Genomic DNA, 17,941 nt, shown 5'->3' with positions numbered 1-17,941 from the left:
CTCACCTGTTCCGCCTAACCCGGAACCGCGTTCGGCTAGGGTGGCCGCGTGAATCCGCAGTCCGCGGTGGCCCGTGCGCTCTTCCGAGGTACCGGTGGGCGGCCCGCTGTGCTCGTCGAACTGGTCCTGCTGCTGCTCTGGTTCCTGCTCTTCGCACGGCTCGATGCCTTGGTGGGCAAGGACTTCGCGGCCGCCGACGCACACGCGCTGGCGCTGCAGTCCGCCGAGCACGCGGTGCACATCGACGTCGAGCGGAGCGCGAACGCCTGGCTGGCCGGGAATCCCGTGCTCGCACACCTCGCGGTGTACCTGTACCGGCTGTACTACGTGGTGGTCGCCGGCGTGCTGCTGTGGGTGTTCGCCCGGCACGCCGGCGTCTACCGCCGGGTCCGCCGGACGATGGTCGCGATGATGGCGCTGGTCCTGCCGGTCTACTGGGCGGTGCCGATGTCCCCACCGCGGTTCGCCCTGCCCGGTGCCGTCGACGTCGTGGCCCGGTACGACATCCTGGGGCAGGCCGGCCGGGAGAGCTGGACGCACCCCGATCATTGGACGGCCATGCCCAGCATGCACGTGGGCTGGTCGCTGTGGTGCGCCTACGCCGTGTGGACCGCGCTCCGGGGCACGCGGCCGCGCCTGGCCCTGGTGGCGTGGCTGTTCCCACTGCTCATGACCGCGGACGTGCTCACCACCGGGAACCACTACGTTCTCGACGTCGCGGGCAGCGTCACGCTGCTGGCCGTCTCCCTCGGCGCCGCGTCGCTGTGGGGCCGCCTCGCCGGAGCCGGGACGGCCGGTCAGGACACCGCGGCCGCCGTGCGGTAGAACTCCCCCGCCGTAACGGTTTCCGGCACGCCGAGCTCGGCGGCGACCGCGGTGATCGCCGCGGTCCCGGTGCTGAGGTCGGGCTGCCCGCCGGTGGTGAAATACGGTGCGATGAAGGAGTTGTAGTGGGCGCGGGCCTCGTCCGCGGTGTGGCCGCCGAGGAACGCACCGATGTGCCGCACGGTCGTCCCGGGATCCTCGTGGATCACGCGCAGGGCCCGCCGGTGAGCGCGGACGACGGCCTGCACGGCCGGGTCGTCCGGCGCGATGTATGTCGGGTCGACGGCCACGCCCACGGTCGGGATCCGGAAGTGGTCGCCCACCCAGGCCAGTACGCGCCAGCCGTGCTCGGCGGCGACCGACTCCGGGGCCATGGTGCTACCGACGAAGGCCGCGTCGATCGTGCCGTCGCTCAGGTGACGCAGGTCCATGCCGTAGTCGCCGGGCTGCCGCACGACGCACCGGACGTCCCGGTCGGGATCGAGGCCGGCCCGGCGCAGCACGATGCGCGCGAAGCACCCGGGCGCGGTGTGCGGGGCGTGCACCGCCAGTCGCTTGCCGGCCAGGTCCGCCAGGGAGGTGCCGGACCGGGCGAGGAACCAGAACAGCGGGCCGTCGGTGTTGACGGTGAGCGCGACCCAGGGAATGCCGTCGGTCAGCCGCGACAGGAGCGCGCGGCCGAGCCCGATGGTGGCGCCCCGGCGGAGCCGTTCGGTGTCCCAGTCGCAGCCGTCGCGCAACGCGACGTGCACGTTCTCCCGGGCGTAGAAGTCTTCCTGGTCGGCGATGTAGGCGACCAGTTCTTCGTGGAGGCCCCGGCCGACGTAGGCCAGATCGATCGTGTGCATGACGTCCTTCCTCAGTACATCGCCATGCCGCCGTTGACCGCGGCGGTGGTGCCGGTCATGAAGCCGTTGTCCTCACTCGCGAAGAACGCGACCGCGGTGGCGACGTCGGCCGGGACGGCCAGCCGGCCCAGCGGGGTGGCGGCCACCTGCCGCGCCTTCTGCTCGTCGTCGAGCACCTGCGAGATCCGGGTTTCGGCCACCGGCCCGGGTTCGACGACGTTGACGGTGACGCCCCGCGGTCCCAGCTCCTGCGCGAGGTAGCGGGCGAACTGGGCGAGTGCGGCCTTGGCCGTGCCCAGCGCGATCATGCCCGCGCGCGGCTGCCGGCTCAGGCCGGTGCCGAGGTAGATCAGCCGGCCCCGGCCGCGTTCGGTCATGGCGGGCAGCACGGCCTTGGTGACCACGAACGCGGCGCGCAGCTCGTCGTCGAGCTTGCCGCCCAGCTCGTCCCACGTCATGTCCTGGAACGGTTTGATCGCGTACGGCGTGAGCGCGTTGTGCACCAGCACGTCGACCCCGCCACCCCAGGTTTCCCGGACGCGCTCGAGCAGGGCGTCGACCGCCGCCGCGTCGCGCACGTCGGCCTGGACGGCGATGGCTTCACCGCCCGCGGCCGCGATTCCGGCGACGACCTCCTCGGCCGCGTCGGCGCTGCGCAGGTAGTTGACCACCACCCGCAGGCCGCGTTCGGCCAGCAGGCGCGCGGTGGCCGCGCCGATCCCGCTACTGGACCCGGTCACCAGTGCGACCCTTGCCCCGGTCATGACGTGACCTCAATTTTGTTGCCAGGGCGGCTGATCGCCCCGTAGAGGACGGTGTCGACGGTCGTGCGCAGCAGATCCGCCGCCGTGTAGTCGAGCTCGCGCGGGAGCGGCGAGTTCAGCAGCCGCTCCACCGCGCCGCGGGTGATCTCGCCGAGCAGCCGGGGCGGCGCGGAGAGCAGCCCCCGGCGGTGCCCGTCGTCGAACATGGCGTCCAGCCGCTGGTAGACGACGGTGTCGATGCGCTGTTCCACGTGCCGGCGCAGGACGGCGTCACCACGCCCGGTCGCGAGCTGGGCGGCGCCGATCCGCTCGAGTTCGGCACCCGCGGCGACCAGGAACCGCCGCACCTGCTCACCGAACGGCCGATCGCGGGCCTCGTCGGCCGCCGCGGCCAGGGTGCGCTCGATCGCGCCGAACTGCCGGTCGAGCACGGCGGTCATCAGGCTGTGCTTGCCGGGGAAGTGCCGGTAGATCGTCTTCTTGGCCATCCCCAGGTCCCGGGCCAGATCGTCCATGCTCACCCGACCCGGGCCGAGGAACAGCCGGCTCGCGGCGTCGAGGATCAGCTCGGCCCGCACGTCCTCCTCGGAAACCGAGGAAACTGATTTCGTTTCCATAGTTTCCACGGTGCCCAAGTGCTCACCCACTGTCAAGGCAGGAGGGCAGGTAAGTGGCGGCGGACACTTCCGGGCCGAGTGTGAGGGCGAACCGTAGAGGTTGTCGCTGTTCGTCTCGGCGGCCGGTGGCCAGGCTGGCAGCACGCGCCGGGGGCCTTTGGCGCGGGCTACTCACCTAGGGAAACGAGGGGAACGTGTCCGTACGCACGAAGGTCGCCGGGGTGATCGCCGCCGGGCTGCTGCCGCTGGCCCTCGCCGTCCCGGCCGAAGCCGCGAACTACGCCTACGACGGCCAGGACCCGATCGCGACGGGCTGCGCGAACGACGCCACGACAAAAGCGACGTCCCACCTGCACGCCGGCAACGACTGGAGCCGGGCCTACGTGGAACTGCGGTACAGCCTCAAATGTCACACCGCGTGGGCCCGGTTGAGCAACGCCTACGGTCCCATTCCGTTCCAATTCACCGGTGGCTCCGCGCTGATCCACCGGAATTCGGACGGAAAGCAGTACGAGTGCGGCCTTTACGACCAGGACGACACGACCTGCTACACCGCGATGGTCTACGACAAGGACCCGATCACGTCCAGCGCCTACGGAGAAGACCACGACTGGACGCTTCTCCATTGGGTCTCGGCTTGGACTTCCCCGTACTGATCCGGGGATACCATGGGGCATGGATACGGGGGAATCCGCGGCGGAAAGACAGATTTTCGGTTACGCGGGCACCAGTCTGCTGGCCATGCTGGCGATCTTCGGGGCGGTGTTCCTGGTGCCCGGGATCCGCGAGGTCGCCGACCAGAACCGGTCGGCGGGCGTGTTCGCGGCCCAGGTGCTGGTCGCGCAGAAAGCGCCGGAATACGAAGTGGCCTTCACCGGGCCCGACGGTTTCGTGCGCGCGGACGTCAAGGTCGGAACCCGGGAGCGGTACCGGGTCGGCAGCCTGGTGAACGTCCGGTACTGGCCGGCCGAGCACCGGATCGAACGGGCCTCGAGCGCCGCGCGCGTCTTCGTCGTGTTCGGCTGCCTGATGGTGGTGATCGGGGCCGGCGGCGCGACGATTCGCATCGTCCTGGCCAGGCGGCGGAAACGTCAGTAGCCGACCGTGAAGTGCCGGTCCTGGCCCGCGTTTTCGAGCTCGTCCACGACGGCCACGGCGAGGTCTTCGGCCGAGACGCGGGACGTTCCGTCCGGCCGGGTGAGCAGCGTCGTCGTGCCGCGGCGGTACGCGCCCGTCCGGGAACCGGGCGCCAGCACCGCCGGCGGGCTGAGGTAGACCCAGTCGGCGGCCGGGTGCGCCCGGCACGTTTCCAGCTGCGCGGCACTGGCCCCGGCGATGGCGCGGTACTCCGGCGGGACATACCGCGGGTCGTCGAGGACCAGGCCGCCGCCCGGAACCCGCAGCGGGCCCGCGCCGCCGACGACGAGGATGCGGGTCCCCGCGGCCGCCGCCGCGTCGAGCAGCGCCGTCGTCGTGGCGGGGACGGTGTGCTCCTCCCCCGGCGCGGGCCGGGCCGCGGCCACGACCGCGTCGGTGCCCTCGAACAGCGCGGCCATCCGGTGCGGGCCGGCCTCGGCGATGCGGACCCCGGGGACGTCGGGACGTCGCGTCCGCACGATCGCGACGAGGTCGTGGCCGCGCCCGGCGGCTTCGGTGAGGACGCGGGAGCCGACCATGCCGGCGGCGCCGACGACGGCGATCTTCACTGGGGACGTCCTTTCCGGGTGAACGGGGCGGGGAGCTGGCCGGCGACGAGCGCGGCCAGGGCGAGGGCGAACCCGGCGAGCTGGACCGGGCCGAGCGTCTGGTGCAGGACGACCGCGCCGAGGATCGCCGCGACCAGCGGCGACAGCAGCGCGAGCACGGCCGCCGACGCGACCGGCAGCGTGGTGACACCGCGGAACCACAGGGCGTAGGCGAGCAGCCCGCCCACCAGGCCCAGCCAGACGTAGCCCAGCACGGCGCGGCCGTCGATCGGCGGTGGCGCGCCCTCGAAGACGGCCGTGAGCGGCAGCAGGAACAGGCCGCCCGCGGTGAGCTGCCAGCCGGCGAACGCCGTCGGGCCGCCCCCAGCGCTTCGTCAGGGTCACGCCGAGCGCCATCGTGGCCGCGCCGGCCAGTCCCGCGGCGACGCCGACGCCGTCGAACGCCGCGGCCGGGCCGAGCACCACCAGGCCGACGCCGGCCACGCCCGCCACGCCCCAGCCCAGCCGCCACCCCGACAGCCGCGCGCGGAGCAGGGGCACGGACAGCACGGCGACGACGAGCGGCTGCCCGGCACCGAGCGTCGCGGCCACGCCGCCGGGCAGGCGCTGCGCGGCGATGAACAGCAGGGGCAGGAACAGGCCGATGTTGAGCACGCCGAGCACGGCGGCCTTCCCCCACCACGCGCCCCGCGGCAGCGTCCGGGTCAGCGCGAGCGCGACGATCCCGGCGGGCAGGGCGCGCAGCAGGCCGGCGAACAGCGGGTGGCCGGCCGGGAGGAGCTGGGTGGTGACGACGTAGGTGGTGCCCCACACCGCCGGCGCGAACGCCGTGAGCGCGACGCGCGGCAGGTCGACACCGCGGGTTTCGTGGTGGAGCTGCTTGGTCATACCGGAATCTCACCCGAGCGCGATCGATGAGTCCAACACATGTTCGTCAGCTCAGCGATCGTGATCCAAGATGGATGCATGGAACTGCAGCAGCTGCGCTACGTCGTCGCGATCGCCGAGACGAGCAGCTTCACCCGCGCCGCCGAGCGGTGCCTGGTCGTCCAGTCGGCGCTGAGCCACCAGGTCGCGCGGCTGGAGCGGGAGCTCGGCGCGCGGCTGTTCGAGCGGACGAGCCGCCGGGTGCGGCTGACCCCGGCGGGCGAGGCGTTCCTGCCGTCGGCGCGCCAGTGCCTGGACGCGGCGGAGCGGGCGGCCGCCGAGGTCGCCGCGGCCGTGGGCGAGGTGCGCGGGCGGCTCGCCGTCGGCCTGATCCCCACGGTGACCGCGGCCGACGTCCCCGGCACGCTGCGCGAGTTCCACGACCGGTTCCCGCAGGTGCGTGTCAAGCTGCGGGTGGGCGCGAGTGACGACCTGATCGAGCAGGTCCGCGACGGCGCCCTCGACGTGGCGTTCCTCGGCCTGCCCACGACCGCCCGCCCGCGCGGTGTCGCCGTCCGCGAACTGGCCCGCGGCCGGCTGATCGCGGTCGTGGCGCCCGACCACCCGCTGGCCGGCGAACCGGCGGTCAGCCTGCGGCGCCTGGCGTCGGAGGTGTTCGTCGACCTGCCGGCGGGCACGGCCGGGCGGGCCCAGTCCGACCAGGCGTTCGCCGCCGCGGGCCTGGACCGCGACGTCGCCTACGAGGTGAGCAGCGCCGACTACGTCGCGCGCCTGGTCCGCCCGGGCCTGGGCGTGGCGATGCTCCCGGCCGGGTACGCGCCCCAGCTCACCGGCGTGGTGACGATCGAGATCACCGACGCCCCGGCCCGCGTCGAGTACGTCGTCTGGGCGGAGGCGAACCCGACCCCGGCGGCGAGCGCGTTCCTCGGCCTGCTGGGCGTCGACGCCGGCCGGTGACTCACTTCCCGTGGGGATCGGTGCCGTTGAGCGTCGCGACGACCTGGTCGTAGTCCCCGCGGGCTTCGCCGTAGCGCAGGAACTTGACCCGCTCCACCTGGATCTCCTTGACCTCCGGCTGCGTCTCCACGATGCCCAGCACCTCGGCGACGAACTCGTCGAGCGGCATGGCCTGGTCGTTCTCGGCCTGGCCGGGCATCAGGTCCGTCTGCACCGACGGCGGGACCAGCTCCACGACCCGCACCGAGGTGTCGGCCAGCTGCAGCCGCAGCGACTCGCTGAGCATGTGGATCGCCGCCTTCGACGCGTTGTAGCTCGGGGTCACCTTCAGCGGGGTGAACGCCAGGCCCGACGAGACGGTCACGATCGTGGCGTCCGGCCGCGTCCGCAGGTGCTCGACGAACGCGGCGATCAGCCGGATCGGGCCGAGCACGTTGGTCGTCACGACGTTTTCGGCCGACTCCAGGAACGTGCCGGGCTGGTGCCAGTCCTCGGCGCGCATGACCCCGGCCATGGTGACGAGCACGTTCAGCTCGGGGTAGCGGGCGAGCACGTCCTTCGCCGCGGCCTGGATGCTCGCGGCGTCGGTGGTGTCGATCCGCACGGTGCCGATGCCGGGGTGCTCGGCGGCGACCTGCTCCAGCAGCTCGGTGCGCCGCCCGCCGACGACCACGGTGTTGCCCCGGTCCTTGAGGGCGACGGCCAGGGCGAGGCCGATGCCGCTGGTCGCGCCCGGGATGAAGATGGTGTTTCCGGTGATGTCCATGTCCCCAGTTTCGCCGTTCCCGCGGCTATTGGCAGAGATCGCTCATCGGGGGATCGGCGATCCCTGGTTGCGGCCGCGCCGGGCGCGATACTGGGGGGATGGATCGAGCGGAACTGGCGGCCTTCCTGCGACGGCGGCGGGAGGAGCTGCGGCCGGAGGACGTCGGGCTGCTGCCGGGCGCGCGCCGCCGGACGGCCGGGCTGCGGCGGGAGGAGGTCGCGTCGCTGGCGGCGATGTCGACGGACTACTACACCCGCCTGGAGCAGCAGCGCGGCCCGCAGCCGAGCGAGCAGATGCTGGCCGCGCTGGCCCGCGCGCTGCGGTTGAGCAACGACGAGCGCGACTACCTGTTCGTGGTGGCCGGCCGCACGGCCCCGTCCCCCGTGGCGACCGCCGCGCACGTGGCCCCGGCGCTGCTGCGGGTGCTGGACCGGCTGTCGGACACCCCCGCGCTCATCATCTCCAACCTGGGCGAGGTCCTCGTGCGCAACCGGCTCGCCGAGGCCCTCTACGGCGACGCCGAGCACACCGGGCTCGCACGCAGCGAGATCTACCGCTGGTTCACCGAACCCCGGGAGCGCCTGATCTACCCGGAGCACGACCGCGACCGGCAGAGCCGCGCCCTGGTCGCGAACCTGCGTGCCGCGCACGGCTCGATGGGCCCGCAGTCCCGGGCGGGCGAGCTGGTGCGGGCGCTGACCCGCGAGAGCGCGGAGTTCGCGCGGCTGTGGGAGCGGCACGAGGTCGCGCGGCGGTTCGAGGACCACAAGGTGCTCGTGCACCCGCAGCTCGGGGAGATCGAGGTGGACTGCCAGGCGCTGTTCACCGAGGACCAGTCGCAGACCCTGCTGGTGCTCACCGCACCCCCGCGCACGGAGGCGTTCGAGAAGCTGCAGCTGCTGGGTGTGCTGGGCAACGAGCGGTTCGAAGACGCCCGTTAGGTTCCCGCCGGGCCTCTCGGGGTACGCATAGTGTGGCCGCCGGAACCCGAGGGAGCACCACATGGACGAGAACCTGCTTGCCGAGCGGGACGCCGTGCGGCGCGTGGACGAGGTCACCACCGCGCTGGACCGGCTGGCCGGCACCTTCCAGGAGGAGGAGACGCTGGCCGAGGTCCTGCAGCGGGTGTGCCAGCAGGTCGTGCACGCGGTGCCGGACGCCGAGATCGCCAGCATCACCCTGCTGCGCGACGGCTCGCCGTACACCGCGACGGCCACCGGCGACAGCGCGCACCACATCGACCAGGCCCAGTACACCGCCGGGGAGGGCCCGTGCCTGGAGGCCGCCCGGACCGGTGAGCTCCAGCGGGTCAAGGTGGCCGAGGCGGCCCGGCTGTGGCCCGAGTTCGCGGCGGCCGCGGCCGACTCCGCGGTGCTCGGCTACCTGTCCGCGCCGTTGTTCGTCGACCGCGAGTACCACGGTTCGCTCAACCTGTACGACACCGGCGGCAACAGCTTCGGCGCGCTCGACGCGGCGCTGCTGGAGCTGTACACCAGCGCCGCCGAAGCCGCCCTGCGCAGCTCCCGCCGCCACCAGGCCGCGCGCGAGACCATGGCCCAGCTGTCCACGGCCCTGACCTCCCGCGCGGTGATCGACCAGGCGAAGGGCATCCTGATGGCCCTGCACGGCATCCCCGCCGACGAGGCCTTCGACCTGCTCGTCAAGGCGTCGCAGGAGCGGAACGCGAAGCTGCGCGAGGTGGCCCAGGACTTCGTCGCCACGGCCATGGGCGCCAGCAAGTCCACTTAGGACTCGCATTCGCCGGTGCCCGTAAACCCGATCACGTGTGAAACTGGACATCGCTGATACCCACGACAAAGGAGTCCGCATGGGTAAGGTGTTCAGTCGCCGCACTGTCCTCGTCACCGGCGCGAGCGTCACCGCCGGCCTGACGGTGCCCGGCATCGCATCCGCCGGCGGAACCGACCGCGCCGGATTCACCCTGGACGCGCAGACGCTCGACGGCGGCGAGCAGATCACCTCGGTCACCCTCGCCACCTCCCGGTTCGGCCCGCTCGACCCGGCGAGCCTGACCACCGGCACGTTCAGCGTGCACGCGAAGGCCACCAGCCCGATCGACACCGGCGGCCAGGACATCGGGTACGACCTCGACCGGCCCGTGACGGCCGCGCGGCTCGACCACCGCGGCAACGTCGTGCTCGACCTGAGCTACGGCGAAGGTCAGCCCGGCGGCGGCACCCTGGGCTACATCAACAGCAAGGGCCGCAACGTCCGGCTCGACCTCGTCTACACCGTCACGCAGCACGAGCCGCTGCGCTCGCGGCACGGCCGGCCGGTCACCATCACCCGGTTCACCCAAGGCCGCCTGGTCAACCCCGAGGTCGACGTTTTCGATTACCACACCTCACGTTCCGGCATGAAGTACCGGCTGTACTCCCCCGCTCACCGAAACGGCAAGCGGCCGCTGGTCGTCTGGCTGCACGGCGGTGGTGAAGGCGCTTCCCTGCCCGACAACTACTACGACAACGAAACCACGTTGCGCGCCAACCGCGGCGCGCTGGGTTTCGCCACCGAAGAGGCCCAAGGGATCTTCGGTGGCGCCTACGTCGTCGCCCCGCAGAGCACGTCCGCCTGGATGGACGACGGTCCCCGGTTCGCGCCGCTCATCAACGAGATCGTCCGGGACGTGGTGCGCACGCGGCCGGTCGATCCCGCGCGCGTCTACGTCGTCGGCTGCAGCAACGGCGGCTACATGAGCGTGAAGATGACCACCGTCTACCCGCGCACGTTCGCCGCGTCGGTGCCGATCTGCGGGGTCGTCGCCGCCCGGGAGGCGGGCGGCCCGCCGCTGGTGCCCGACGCCGAACTGGCCGCGATCAGCACCCCGACCTGGCTGGTCGCCTCCCGCGACGACGACACGGTCGACCCGCAGGCCAACACCGTCCACGCCCACGAGCTCATCCCCCGCTCGGCGATGACGCTCTACGACCACGTCGTCCGGGACGGCCACCAGTTCCCCGGCCACTGGTCCTGGATCTACGTCGCCCGCAACGACCCGAGTTTCGGCGGCACCCACGTCTGGCAGTGGATGGCACGCAAACGCCGCTGAAGCCCGGCGTCAGTGCCACCGCTGGTCGACGTGGTAGTGGCAGTCCCACAGGACCAGCCGGGTCCCGTTCGCCGTGCTGCCATTGTCGGCCAGGCCGACGCACTTGCCGGAGGGGGTGTTCTTCCACGCCCACCCGCCGGCGGGCACGGAGACCCAGCTCCACTGCTGATCGGGATTTCCGTGGCAGTCCCACAGAACCAGGTCGGTCCCGTTCGCCGTGCTGCCGTTGTTCGCCAGCCCGACGCACTTCCCGTTCGGATAACCGGAGGCGGTGCTGCGCACCAGCGGACCGTTGCCCCAGTACCAGTACTGATCGACGTTGTAGTGGCAGTCCCACAGGACCAGCCGGGTTCCGTTGGCGGTGCTGCCGTTGTCGGCCAGCCCGACGCACTTGGCAGCGGGCGAGGCCAGACTGCGGATGGTGGTGCCTTCGACGGCGTTCGCGGGAACGACGACACCGGCCGTCAACGCCAGTGCCCCGGCGAGGGCCAGCACCGCTCGAGAGAATCCGCGCATGAGTGAGACCCCTTCGTCGCGTGCGGTCCGGGTGGACCGGGCATCGCACGCACCAGCATCACGGGTCACGCGCCGCGGCAGACCCGCCGAGGGGGCGGCGGAAGGGGCAGCACAAGGGACACCCGCGGCAGCGGGAGACCACCCGGTCCCCCGCTGCCGCATGGGTCACTTCGTCAGGAACTCGTCCAAGCGCAGCGCGCGGTTCACGATCCGGACGTCGCCGATCCAGCCGTGGAACACGTTGTCGAGTGCGCCGCCGTACTCGTGGCCGCCGAGGAGCCACGTGAGACCGAGGGAGGCGATGCCCACGGAGTCGGTGAAGGGGTTGTCGGCCACCGGGGCGCTTTCGACGTAGACCGTGGTGCGGTGGCCGTCGTTGACGACCGCGATGTGCCACCACTGGTCTTCGGCCAGGCCGTGGCTCCAGTTGGTGGTCGGGTAGGTCTGGCTGAGCGGGTAGCAGTTGAACTGCACCTCACGACCGTTGTTCGTGGTCATGAGCTGGGCCACCGGCTCCTTCGGGTCGGTGTTCTTGCCGTGCTTGCCCGCGTCGCCCGACGCGCCGCGGCGGACCAGGACGGGCATGTTGCCGTTGGTGCCGCCGTCCCAGTCGCGCGGGATCTTGACGAACGTCTCGATGGTGTAGCCGCGCTTGAACGTCTCGGTGTTCAGCGGCGCGCCCGCACCCGTGCTCAGGTACGCGCCGTGCAGCGGGCTCCGGCCGCCGGCAAACCGGAGGCTGGCGTGGCCCGGCTGGTCGGGGTGGTGGTCGTCGGTCCAGGTCAGGGCGTCGGGGGCGGTGCCGGCGACGGACTGCAGCATGAGGTCGTTGCCGTGGCCCGACAGGTCGCGCACCTTCTGGCCGGCCGTGACGGGGCTGCCGTTCGGGCCAACGTTGTCGAAGCGCCAGTACGCGAGCGTGCCCGGCACGAGCACCTTGCCGGCCGGGCGCGCCGGGCGGACCGGCACCGGGATGAAGCCGGAAAAGCGCTGCTCGAAGTCGAACGGCGTCGAGAACCGGTCGACGGACGTGGTGAGCCGCGACTCCAGCACCTCCATGCGGTTGCGCTTCGCGGGGTCCTTCTCGAGGATCCACGGCGAGATCGTCTCGACGTCGATCGTGTTGCGCTCGAGGTCGAAGTGGTACAGGCGCAGCATGCCGCCGCCGCTCATGTACCGGTTCTGGTAGTTCGTGATGTGCAGGTGCACGTCGTGGCCGGCGGTGTTCTTCTTCGTCACGCGGCCCGAGGGCCAGTAGTGGCCGTTGAGGGTGAGGAAGATCTGGTCGTTGTCCTTGATCAGCGAGTCCCACACGGTCTGGCCGTAGTCGGTGATCCCGGCGTTGTTCTCGGGGTCGCCCGACTCGTACGGGTAGACCTCGTCGCCGTAGGTCGGCGCGACGATCTCGTGGCAGGTGAGGATCACCGGCAGCCGCGGGTTCTTCTTGATCACGTCGTTGGCCCAGGCGAAGCCCGCGGCCGACGTGCGCCAGTCCATGGCCAGCAGCAGCCATTCGCGCCCGGCGGCGCGGAAGACGTGCGCGGTGTTGTAGCCGCTCGCGTCGGAGCCGAGGAACGACTTCTGGCGGCGGAACCGCTGCGGGCCCATCGTCTGCAGGTACGGCGTGGTGCCGCGGGTGTCGTCACCGGAGACGTCGTGGTTGCCCGCGAGCACGCTGTAGGCGACGCCGGCCGAGTCGGCCGTCTTGAACGTCTTGTCCACGGCCTGGAACGACGTGACGTCGGCGTCCTGCGTGAGGTCGCCGAGGTGGGCCAGGAAGACGATGTTGCTGTCCGGTTTGCCGCTGTTCTGGATCACGTACCGCAGCGACGCTTCCTGCGGCTCCGGGTTGATGCTGTTCTGGCTGCCCCAGTAGAGGTACTGGGTGTCCGGCATCACGGCGACGGTGAACTGGAGGCTCTCGCCGTCCGGGTTCCACCGGCCGCCGCCGCCTCGGTTCGCGCTGTCCGCGGTGTCGGCCTGGGCCGGTGCGGCGCCGAGCGCACCCAGCGCCGTCGCGCCGACGCCGGCCAGGCCCGCGTTGCGCAGGAAGGACCGTCGGTTCGGGCCCGCCTGGTTTTCGCGCATGATGTGCCTCATTCGGTTTTCGGGAGAATCCTGCAACGGCCCGGACGCTATTCCCGCCTGCTTGAGCCGACACGAACACCAGATGGCCGACTCACGTCGGCTCCCTTACGTCGACGTCTTCCGGGTTGACAATCCTTGTCCTGCTTGACAATTCCTGTCCGGTGCGCGATTCCCGTGCTACTCCGGCGGCAGCTCTCCGGTGAGTGCCCGGTACACCGGCCGCAGCAGCTCGGTGACGTCCTCGCCGCCCGCCGTGATCGCGAACCGCGGCGCCTGGTCCAGGAGCGCGCCGGACGGCGGGCCGTGCAGCAGTGCCGCGCCGCTCAGGCCCGGGGCCGGGCCGCTGGCGAAGAAGGTGTCCATGACTTCGGTCAGGGGCGGGAACTCGGGATCGAGCGGTTCGGCGGAGATGAGCCGGTTCTTCAGCTCCTCCAGCAGCGTTTCGCGGTCCCGGCCGCGCAACGCGAGGACGGTGAACGGATCGTCGCCGACCCGCGCCACCAGCGCGGAGAACACGGCGTTCAGGTGCCCGCACGGCACTTCGGCGTCCGGGCAGGTGCAGTCCAGGGACACCTCCCGCGCCGACGACGGGAACAACGGCAGCCGGAGCGCCTTGAAGATCTGTTCGACGTCACGGGGCAGCTCGCCCCTGAGCAGCTGGACCGTCAACGACGCCTTCGCGGCGAGCGCCTGGGTGATCGCCGCCCAGTCCGCCTTCCCGAACGCCGTCAGCCCGATCCGCACCTGGTACGGGCGCCCGTCCCGCACCTCGGCGTCGACGCGCCCGGCACCGACCTCCAACGACACGACGCTCCCCCGGCCGTGCGCGGGCAGGAGGACGCCGACCGCTGTCAACGCGCGGATGAACCGGGTCGCCCACCACGGGAGCGGCTCAGTCATCGAGCGCCTCCTCCCCCAGGGCCAGCACCCCGCGCAGCGCATCCGCGGACAGTTCGGTGAGCCCGCTTTCGCCCTCGCCGACGACCAGGCCCGCGAGCGCGCGTTTCCGGGTGATCAGGGTGTCGATGCGGTCCTCGATGGTGCCCGGGCAGACGAACTTCCGGACCTGGACAGTGCGGCCCTGGCCGATCCGGAACGCCCGGTCGGTGGCCTGGTTCTCCACGGCCGGGTTCCACCAGCGGTCCAGGTGCAGGACCTGGCTGGCGGCGGTCAGCGTGAGCCCGGAGCCGCCCGCCTTCAGCGACAGCAGCAGGATCCGCGGCCCGTCGCCGGCCTGGAAGCGGTCCACGATCGCGTCCCGCGCGCCCTTTGCCAAGCCACCGTGGAGAAACGCGACCTCGGCGCCGAGCCGGTCCCTCAGATGCGGCACGAGCAGGTGGCCGAATTCGGTGTACTGCGTGAAACACAGCACCCGGTCACCCGACGCCAGGATTTCCGCGAGGATCTCTTCGAGGCGGGTGACCTTGCCGGAGCGGTGCCCGATCGGGGAGCCGTCGTGCAGCAGGTGCGCGGGGTGGTTGCAGACCTGCTTGAGTTTCGTGATCGCGGCGAGGATGTTGCCACGGCGCTTGATGCCCTGGCTGTTCTCGATCTTCTTCATCATCTCGTCGACGATCGCGCGGTACAGCGTGCCCTGTTCGCGGGTGAGCCGGTACTCCTGCCGGATTTCGATCTTCTCGGGGAGCTCGGGGACGATCACGGGATCCGTCTTCACTCGGCGCAGCAGGTACGGCTGCGTGAGCCGGCGCAGCGTGGCGGCCACGGCGGTGTCGCCCCGGCGCTCGATCGGCGCCGCGAACCGCTGCCGGAACTCGAACCGGCTGCCGAGCAGCCCGGGGTTGAGCAGGTCCAGCACCGACCACAGGTCCGCCAGCCGGTTCTCCACCGGGGTGCCGGTCAGCGCGAGCCGGTGCCCGGCGGTGAACCGCCGCACCGCCTTGGCCGTCGCGGTGTCGGCGTTCTTGATGGCGTGCGCTTCGTCGAGGACCAGGCGCCGCCAGGTGACCGTCTCGAGTTCGTCGGCGTCACGGGCAGCGGTGGCGTAGGTCGTGACGACGAGGTCGGCCGCGGCGACCTGCTCGGCGAGCGTGTCCCCGTGTGCGCGGGCGTTGCCGTGGTGAGCGAGGACCCGCAGGCCCGGCGCGAAGGTGGCCGCCTCCCGCTGCCACATGCCCACCAGCGACATCGGGCACAGCACCAGCGTCGGCCGTCGATCGTCTTCGTCCCGCTCGAGCGCCTCCAGCGCCAGCGTCTGGACGGTCTTGCCGAGGCCCATGTCGTCGGCCAGGCACGCCCCGAGCCCCAGTCCCGCCATGAACGCCAGCCAGGCGACACCCCGCCGCTGGTACGGGCGCAGCGTGGCGCGGAACGACGGCGGCAGCTCGACGGGCCGCAAACCCTCGTGGACGCGCTCGGCCAGGACGTCCCCCACCCAGCCGTCGGCGCTGACGTCGGTGACCTGGAGCGGCGCCTCCCGCGTCAAGTTGACCAGCTCCAGCAGCTCGGCCGCGGTGGGAGGCTGGGTGTGCCGGTGCGGGTCGCGGCGCAGGAACTCGAGACCGGCGCGGAGCCTCTCGGCGTCGACGCTGATCCACCGGCCCCGCAGCCGGACCAGCGGTGTCTTCGCCGCCACGAGCCGGGCCAGCTCCTCCTCGCCGATTTCGGTGTCGCCCACCGCGATCGACCAGCGGAACGCGGCCAGCTCGTCGCGGCCCACCCGGCTGCGGGTGACGACCTGCTCCGACGGCGTGCTGCTGACCGACAGCCGCAGCCCGAGCCGGCGCCTGCCGTCCCAGGTGGCCGGGAGCTGCACTTCGAACCCGGCCTCGAGCAGCCGGGTCGCACCTGAGGTGAGGAACCGTTCGGTCTCTTCGACGGTCAGGTCGTACTCGGACGGCTGGGTCCGGCGCAACGCCGGCGCCAGCATCGGCTCGATCAGCGCGGCCCGGCCCAGCTCGGCGACGAACAGCCCCCGCGGGTCCCGGACCAGCCCGTTCGCCTCACCCGACCAGATCTGCCCGGCCGAGAGCAGCAGGCTCGGATCGGCCGTCGCGCGCAGGAGGAACTGCAGCTGCCACTTGGTGCCGTCGCCGGTCTGGTCGTCGGGATCGTCCACGTCCGGCCGGCGCAGGGTGCCGACTTCGGCCAGCCGGAAACACGCCCGGCCGTCGACGACGTCGGTGTCGGCGACCTCGTCCCACTTCGCGACGGCCTCGGCCAGCACACCGAGCTCACCCAGCGGCAGCTCGACGCGGGCGGCGCCGCCCTGCAGCGCGGACAGCCACACGCCGACCGCTCCCCGGCCCCTGTGTAGGTCGACGGGCGGATCCGCCCGGGCCAGCCGGTCCCGGACCGCCGTGTCGACCAGGGTGTGGAGGGCGTCGGTGACGAGCGCGCGTGGCGAGGCCCCGGTGAGCGGCGCGATCTGCTCGGCCCGCCCCACCGGCGGCATGGCCGTGACCAGTGCGTCGAACGCGACGAAGTCCACACCCTGCAGCACCGGGCGCCACCGGGCCTCCGCCGCGTCGCCCTGGCGGACCAGCGTCGGCAGCACCCGCCCGCGCCCCACCAGGTCCGCGGCCAGGCGGGACACCGCCCGCAGGTAGGTGACCGAAGCGCCGTAGGAGGCCGAGTCGTCGAGGTCGTCCAGCTCGGTCGTGTCCACGATCAACGCCGGCACCGACCACGGCCGCACCGTCGGCGCCGGGCCACGCCGGCCCGGAGCAGCTTCGGAGGAGGCGAGCGGCCGGTTCGCCCGCGACGGCAGCAGCAGCGTCGCCGACGTGGGCTTGCCGGGGTGCAGCGTGGTCAGCTGCGCGCTGGAGACCGCGAACGGATGCGGCAGCGCGATCTGCGCCGAGCGGCTCGACGTGCCGGTCGGCCCCCGGTCGTGCTCCGCCCACAGCAGCAGCCCCCGGCCCGGAGACCACAGAGCGTGCACCAAGGGCAAGGTCTGGAGCTCCTTCGTCCGGTCCGGCTTCCCCGCAGATCGTCGCACGGCGGCCGGGGCGCTCGCCCGCGGTTCCCGGGAGGGCTCCCGAGCCGGCCTGGTTACGGTCCGCTTGCTCGGCTTCCGACCGGTCGAACCAGGAGCAACGATGGACGGACTCGCGCCCGGCGCCCGGCTCACCGAGCTGCCCACCCTGATCCGCACCGACGCCGGCTACCGGGTCTTCGACCCGCGGCTGCTGGCCGGCGGCTACACCCTGACCCCGGCGGGCGGCGTGAACCACCGGGTCGACGAGATCCTCGGCGGCCTCGCCGTCCTGCTCTTCCTGGCGCCGACGATCGCGCTCCCGATCCTCTTCGCCGACGGGTTCTGGCCCGCCGTCCTGTGGGTCGCCCTCGGCGCGGTCGCCGGCCTCGTGCTCGTCGGCGTCGAAGTGTCCTTCGGACCCGGCGACGCGCTGGAGCGCTACCGCAAGCAGACCGGGGAAGAGCCCGGCGTCGACGTCACCGGGGAAAACGGCCAGGCCGTGCGCCTCTGCGCATTGGGCGAGCGGATCGCGAAGTCCGCGGCGTGGCGCACCGGTGCCTTCGACCGGGGCCGGCGGCTCGAGCACGTCGTCTGGGGCGCGGTGCGCCGGGCGCTCCGGCTGGAGACGGCGAAAGCCGAGTACACCGCGGACAAGCGGCACGGCTTCGACGGCGCGGCCCGCGCCGAAGCACGCCGCGGCATCGCGGACGCCGAACGCGAGCTCGCCCTGATCGAGGAGCGGCTCCGCACGGTCAAGATCGCGGCCGACGCGCTCGAGTTCAAGGTGGACCCCTCCCCCCGCGCGCCCCGCCCGGCCGCCACCGCGGCGCACTGGGCCGACCCGCTCCAGGACGCCGAACTGCTCGTGGTGGAAGCCACCGCGATGCGCGACTACCTCTGACGAGTCAATGAATCACACCGTTGACGCACTGCTTGGCGAAAACTTACGATGCGTCCGC

The 17,941-nt window shown here is 72.1% G+C and carries 17 protein-coding genes and 1 pseudogene; 8 read left to right on the top strand and 10 right to left on the bottom strand.

All coding sequences use genetic code 11. The features are described 5' to 3' along the window. The first annotated feature begins 48 nt into the window (after window positions 1-48). Entirely contained in the window at window positions 49-825 is a 777-nt protein-coding gene (locus ACIOD2_RS41290) for a phosphatase PAP2 family protein (protein WP_400550798.1), read from the top strand. Here ACIOD2_RS41290 and ACIOD2_RS41285 read toward each other — a convergent pair. Genes ACIOD2_RS41285 through ACIOD2_RS41275 form a run of 3 tightly spaced genes read right to left on the bottom strand, consistent with a single transcriptional unit; the run spans window position 798 to window position 3,054 of the window. Then, window positions 798-1,673 carry an ABC transporter substrate-binding protein gene (locus ACIOD2_RS41285; RefSeq protein WP_400550796.1) on the bottom strand — a complete coding sequence of 292 codons (876 nt, stop codon included), beginning with the start codon at window positions 1,671-1,673 and terminating at the stop codon, window positions 798-800. The genes ACIOD2_RS41290 and ACIOD2_RS41285 overlap by 28 nt on opposite strands. An 11-nt stretch (window positions 1,674-1,684) precedes the next feature. After that, the gene (locus tag ACIOD2_RS41280; RefSeq protein WP_400550794.1) at window positions 1,685-2,437 is read right to left on the bottom strand and encodes an SDR family NAD(P)-dependent oxidoreductase; all 753 of its coding nucleotides are present in this window, start codon (window positions 2,435-2,437) and stop codon (window positions 1,685-1,687) included. Then, a complete protein-coding gene (locus tag ACIOD2_RS41275) occupies window positions 2,434-3,054 on the bottom strand; it encodes a TetR/AcrR family transcriptional regulator (protein WP_400550792.1) in 621 nt (206 codons plus the stop codon). Before ACIOD2_RS41275 ends, ACIOD2_RS41280 begins: the two co-directional genes overlap by 4 nt. A gap of 194 nt (window positions 3,055-3,248) precedes the next feature. Here ACIOD2_RS41275 and ACIOD2_RS41270 point away from each other — a divergent pair, with 194 nt between their 5' ends. After that, window positions 3,249-3,710, top strand: a complete 462-nt coding sequence (locus ACIOD2_RS41270) for a DUF2690 domain-containing protein (RefSeq protein ID WP_400550790.1) — start codon at window positions 3,249-3,251, stop codon at window positions 3,708-3,710. Window positions 3,711-3,729: 19 nt separating this feature from the next. Next, window positions 3,730-4,152, top strand: coding sequence for a hypothetical protein (locus ACIOD2_RS41265; RefSeq protein WP_400550788.1), 423 nt, complete (start codon window positions 3,730-3,732; stop codon window positions 4,150-4,152). Here the strand turns inward: ACIOD2_RS41265 and ACIOD2_RS41260 are convergent. Then, the gene (locus ACIOD2_RS41260) at window positions 4,146-4,760 is read right to left on the bottom strand and encodes an NAD(P)-dependent oxidoreductase (RefSeq protein WP_400550786.1); all 615 of its coding nucleotides are present in this window, start codon (window positions 4,758-4,760) and stop codon (window positions 4,146-4,148) included. The two genes, ACIOD2_RS41265 and ACIOD2_RS41260, sit on opposite strands and share 7 nt — an antisense overlap. Beyond that, a pseudogene (locus ACIOD2_RS41255) lies at window positions 4,757-5,648 on the bottom strand (EamA family transporter). Before ACIOD2_RS41255 ends, ACIOD2_RS41260 begins: the two are co-directional and overlap by 4 nt. Before the next feature lie 78 nt (window positions 5,649-5,726). Here ACIOD2_RS41255 and ACIOD2_RS41250 point away from each other — a divergent pair. Beyond that, entirely contained in the window at window positions 5,727-6,605 is an 879-nt protein-coding gene (locus tag ACIOD2_RS41250; RefSeq protein WP_400550784.1) for a LysR family transcriptional regulator, read from the top strand. Window position 6,606: 1 nt separating this feature from the next. On the opposite strand, the gene ACIOD2_RS41245 is transcribed toward ACIOD2_RS41250, so the two are convergent. Beyond that, window positions 6,607-7,371, bottom strand: coding sequence for an SDR family oxidoreductase (locus ACIOD2_RS41245; protein ID WP_400550782.1), 765 nt, complete (start codon window positions 7,369-7,371; stop codon window positions 6,607-6,609). A 98-nt stretch (window positions 7,372-7,469) separates the two neighbouring features. Here ACIOD2_RS41245 and ACIOD2_RS41240 point away from each other — a divergent pair, with 98 nt between their 5' ends. From ACIOD2_RS41240 to ACIOD2_RS41230, 3 genes are all read left to right on the top strand, one after another. After that, the gene (locus tag ACIOD2_RS41240; RefSeq protein WP_400550780.1) at window positions 7,470-8,312 is read left to right on the top strand and encodes a helix-turn-helix transcriptional regulator; all 843 of its coding nucleotides are present in this window, start codon (window positions 7,470-7,472) and stop codon (window positions 8,310-8,312) included. Between the two features lie 61 nt (window positions 8,313-8,373). Next, a complete protein-coding gene (locus tag ACIOD2_RS41235) occupies window positions 8,374-9,120 on the top strand; it encodes an ANTAR domain-containing response regulator (protein WP_400550778.1) in 747 nt (248 codons plus the stop codon). Between the two features lie 79 nt (window positions 9,121-9,199). Continuing rightward, window positions 9,200-10,441: a prolyl oligopeptidase family serine peptidase gene (locus ACIOD2_RS41230; protein ID WP_400550776.1), complete on the top strand. Its 1,242-nt coding sequence runs from the start codon at window positions 9,200-9,202 to the stop codon at window positions 10,439-10,441. A 9-nt stretch (window positions 10,442-10,450) separates the two neighbouring features. Here ACIOD2_RS41230 and ACIOD2_RS41225 read toward each other — a convergent pair whose 3' ends face one another. From ACIOD2_RS41225 to ACIOD2_RS41210, 4 genes are all read right to left on the bottom strand, one after another. Beyond that, a complete protein-coding gene (locus ACIOD2_RS41225; protein WP_400550774.1) occupies window positions 10,451-10,957 on the bottom strand; it encodes an RICIN domain-containing protein in 507 nt (168 codons plus the stop codon). Window positions 10,958-11,122: 165 nt separating this feature from the next. Then, window positions 11,123-13,045, bottom strand: a complete 1,923-nt coding sequence (locus ACIOD2_RS41220) for a LamG-like jellyroll fold domain-containing protein (RefSeq protein WP_400550773.1) — start codon at window positions 13,043-13,045, stop codon at window positions 11,123-11,125. A 177-nt stretch (window positions 13,046-13,222) separates the two neighbouring features. Next, on the bottom strand, window positions 13,223-13,945 hold the full coding sequence (locus tag ACIOD2_RS41215; RefSeq protein WP_400550771.1) for a hypothetical protein: 723 nt from the start codon (window positions 13,943-13,945) through the stop codon (window positions 13,223-13,225). Further along, entirely contained in the window at window positions 13,938-16,955 is a 3,018-nt protein-coding gene (locus ACIOD2_RS41210; protein ID WP_400550769.1) for a DEAD/DEAH box helicase, read from the bottom strand. The genes ACIOD2_RS41215 and ACIOD2_RS41210 overlap by 8 nt, the downstream gene beginning before the upstream one ends. A 148-nt stretch (window positions 16,956-17,103) precedes the next feature. Here ACIOD2_RS41210 and ACIOD2_RS41205 point away from each other — a divergent pair, with 148 nt between their 5' ends. Beyond that, window positions 17,104-17,883: a hypothetical protein gene (locus tag ACIOD2_RS41205; RefSeq protein WP_400550767.1), complete on the top strand. Its 780-nt coding sequence runs from the start codon at window positions 17,104-17,106 to the stop codon at window positions 17,881-17,883. The last annotated feature ends 58 nt before the right edge of the window (window positions 17,884-17,941 follow it).

The sequence above is a fragment of the Amycolatopsis sp. NPDC088138 genome (assembly GCF_044741685.1).
In the GTDB taxonomy this organism is placed as follows: Bacteria; Actinomycetota; Actinomycetes; order Mycobacteriales; family Pseudonocardiaceae; genus Amycolatopsis.
Note: the sequence above shows the minus strand (reverse complement) of the source record. Positions and strands in the feature narration are given on the sequence as shown.

Excerpts from the sequence above, each read along its gene's own strand:
- ACIOD2_RS41235 (WP_400550778.1), top strand. The coding sequence starts at position 8,374 with ATGGACGAGAACCTGCTTGCCGAGCGGGACGCCGTGCGGCGCGTGGAC.
- ACIOD2_RS41265 (WP_400550788.1), top strand. The coding sequence starts at position 3,730 with ATGGATACGGGGGAATCCGCGGCGGAAAGACAGATTTTCGGTTACGCG.
- ACIOD2_RS41205 (WP_400550767.1), top strand. The coding sequence starts at position 17,104 with ATGGACGGACTCGCGCCCGGCGCCCGGCTCACCGAGCTGCCCACCCTG.
- ACIOD2_RS41225 (WP_400550774.1), bottom strand. The coding sequence starts at position 10,957 with ATGCGCGGATTCTCTCGAGCGGTGCTGGCCCTCGCCGGGGCACTGGCG.
- ACIOD2_RS41230 (WP_400550776.1), top strand. The coding sequence starts at position 9,200 with ATGGGTAAGGTGTTCAGTCGCCGCACTGTCCTCGTCACCGGCGCGAGC.
- ACIOD2_RS41220 (WP_400550773.1), bottom strand. The coding sequence starts at position 13,045 with ATGCGCGAAAACCAGGCGGGCCCGAACCGACGGTCCTTCCTGCGCAAC.
- ACIOD2_RS41250 (WP_400550784.1), top strand. The coding sequence starts at position 5,727 with ATGGAACTGCAGCAGCTGCGCTACGTCGTCGCGATCGCCGAGACGAGC.
- ACIOD2_RS41285 (WP_400550796.1), bottom strand. The coding sequence starts at position 1,673 with ATGCACACGATCGATCTGGCCTACGTCGGCCGGGGCCTCCACGAAGAA.
- ACIOD2_RS41245 (WP_400550782.1), bottom strand. The coding sequence starts at position 7,371 with ATGGACATCACCGGAAACACCATCTTCATCCCGGGCGCGACCAGCGGC.
- ACIOD2_RS41280 (WP_400550794.1), bottom strand. The coding sequence starts at position 2,437 with ATGACCGGGGCAAGGGTCGCACTGGTGACCGGGTCCAGTAGCGGGATC.
- ACIOD2_RS41275 (WP_400550792.1), bottom strand. The coding sequence starts at position 3,054 with ATGGAAACGAAATCAGTTTCCTCGGTTTCCGAGGAGGACGTGCGGGCC.
- ACIOD2_RS41240 (WP_400550780.1), top strand. The coding sequence starts at position 7,470 with ATGGATCGAGCGGAACTGGCGGCCTTCCTGCGACGGCGGCGGGAGGAG.
- ACIOD2_RS41215 (WP_400550771.1), bottom strand. The coding sequence starts at position 13,945 with ATGACTGAGCCGCTCCCGTGGTGGGCGACCCGGTTCATCCGCGCGTTG.